Source organism: Microcystis sp. M_OC_Ca_00000000_C217Col (assembly GCF_007095585.1).
GTDB lineage: Bacteria > Cyanobacteriota > Cyanobacteriia > Cyanobacteriales > Microcystaceae > Microcystis > Microcystis panniformis.
Genome location: NZ_SFBV01000243.1, coordinates 1 through 2,584, shown reverse-complemented (window position 1 = coordinate 2,584; position 2,584 = coordinate 1). Strand labels below are relative to the sequence as shown.

Genomic DNA, 2,584 nt, shown 5'->3' with positions numbered 1-2,584 from the left:
CACACCTGAAAACAAAAGCGACTACTGGGAAGCTGCCACAACGGGAACAGTGGAAGTGGAAGTTAATCAGGGGATTATATGAAAAGGAGTTCGAGAGAGAACAGATAATTAAACTGTTTTAAATCATCGACAATATGATGACTTTATCCCCTGAATTGCAGTCAAGCTTAGAGAGTAAAATCAAACAATTTGAGGAGGAAAGAACCATGCCTTTAATGAGTAATATGGAGTTACGAGGAATCGAACGCGGTAAGGAAATAGGCAAGGAAATTGGCAAGGAAATCGGTAAGGAAATTGGCAAGGAAATTGGGGTGCTAGAAAAAAGCCGCGATGCCATAAAAACAGTTTTAACCGTGCGGTTTGGACAGATTTCTTCAGAAATTGAAGAGATAATCGCCAAAATGACTAACTCTACTATCTTAGAAGAGCTACTAAAATTAGCAGCTACCGCTAATTCTCTCGCAGAATTTAAGCAGTCTTTGGCAAGAATCCAATAATCTTATCCTAATATCTAGAAAACGGGTTTCTTTGAGAAACCCGTTTTCTGTAAATTTTTGTTATATCCCCCTTGAAAAATTCGGGATTCTTTGCATAAAATAGTCGCATTAATCTTTTGCGGTTAACGTCATGACTTCTACCCTTTTGCCGAGCTTTCCTGCTGTTGACGATGTTTTGTTCAATTTTGCTCAATCTGATGGCTTGAGTCAAGCTAATCAGGTGAATAGTGCGAGAAATCAGCGTTTAACCGCTACTGTAGTTTTCCTCGATGCTGGTGTTAGCGATTATCAAAGTCTCCAAGCTGGGGTAATTCCAGAAGTCGCCACGGTTATTCTCTCTGCCAATCAAGACGGAATCGAACAAATATCCGCTTTTTTACAACAAAATCCCCAGATTACCACCATTCACCTGGTTTCTCATGGTGCGCCTGGGTGCTTATATTTAGGGAATTGTCAACTTAATTTAACAAATATTTACGATTACCGCCAACAGTTACAGAATTGGGCAAAGATTAATCGTATTCTACTGTACGGTTGTCAGGTCGCGGCGGGAGATGCCGGGACAGAGTTTATTAATAAATTATCCCAAATTACTGGGGCGAAAATAGCGGCTTCCAGCGGACGGGTAGGAAATGCAGCCTTAGGAGGAAGTTGGGAGTTAGAGGTGAGTTTCCCGGCGACAAAGGGAGAGAATAAAACCTTTGTTGAAACCTCAGATTTGTCGGATTTGCAGACATCTGGGGTTTTTCAGCCGAATATACTCAACACTTATCAGGGAGTATTTGCCCTCACATTAGTAGGAGTATGGGATAGATTAAGCGTTGCCTATGGGGTGACAGTAGTTGGTAACTATGCTTATGCAGTGGGGGACACTCTGGAGATTATTGATATTAGTAACCCCAGTAACCCGACTTTTAAGGGTAATTATGATATTTATGAGGGTCAAGATGTACAAATAGTCGGTAACTATGCTTATGTCGCTGATGCAGATTCAGGACTGCAAATCATCGACATCAGCAACCCTACAAACCCCACTTTCAAGGGTAATTATAATACTTCTGGCTATGCTGCGGGTGTACAAATAGTCGGAAACTATGGTTATGTAGCTGATGGTTTTTCAGGACTGCAAATCATCGACATCAGCAACCCTACAACTCCCACTCTCAAGGGTAATTATGATACTTCTGGCTATGCTTATGATGTACAAATAGTCGGTAACTACGCTTATGTCGCTGATGGGGGTTCAGGACTACAAATCATCGACATCAGCAACCCGACAAATCCCACTTTCAAGGGTAATTATGATACTCCTGACTCTGCTTATGGTGTTCAAGTAGTCGGTAACTATGCTTATGTCGCTGACTTGGGTTTTCGACTGCAAATCATCGACATCAGCAACCCCACTAACCCTACTCTCAAGGGCAATTATAATACTTCTGGCCAGGCTGATGATGTACAAATAGTCGGTAACTATGCTTATGTAGCTGAGAGGAGTTCAGGACTGCAAATCATCGACATCAGCAACCCAACAACCCCCACCCTCAAGGGTAATTATGATACTTACTATGCTTTGGACGTACAAATAGTCGGTAACTATGCTTATGTAGCTGATCAGAGTTCAGGACTGCAAATCATCGACATCGGCAATCCGACCAACCCCATTTTCAAGGGTAATTATGATCCTTCTGACTATGCTAATGATGTACAAATAGTCGGTAACTATGCATATCTTGCTGATGGTGGTTCAGGACTACAAATCATCGACATCAGCAACCCAACAACCCCCACTCTCAAGGGGAATTATAATACTTCTGGCGATGCTTTGGGTGTACAAATAGTCGGTAACTATGCCTATGTAGCTGATGGTTTTTCAGGACTGCAAATCATCGACATCAGCAACCCGACCAACCCCACTCTCAAGGGTAATTATAATACTTCTGGCTATGCTGTAGGTGTACAAGTAGTCGGTAAGCTAAAACGCACTTAAACCACCTAAAATAGAAATAGTAACTTGAGAAAAATTCTACTTATGCCAGCTAAAGATTTCCTAGATGTAGAAGAAAAGAAAAACTTACAAAAAGCTCTTA

Annotated in this window: 1 protein-coding gene and 2 pseudogenes; all 3 read left to right on the top strand. The window is 41.5% G+C overall.

The features are described 5' to 3' along the window. A pseudogene (locus tag EWV66_RS14985) lies at positions 1–497 on the top strand (hypothetical protein); the annotation flags it as partial. Positions 498–627: 130 nt separating this feature from the next. Further along, a pseudogene (locus EWV66_RS14980) lies at positions 628–1,122 on the top strand (DUF4347 domain-containing protein); the annotation flags it as partial. A gap of 39 nt (positions 1,123–1,161) precedes the next feature. After that, complete coding sequence (locus EWV66_RS14975) at positions 1,162–2,484, top strand: hypothetical protein (protein ID WP_287107254.1); 1,323 nt, start codon at positions 1,162–1,164, stop codon at positions 2,482–2,484. Positions 2,485–2,584 lie beyond the last annotated feature (100 nt).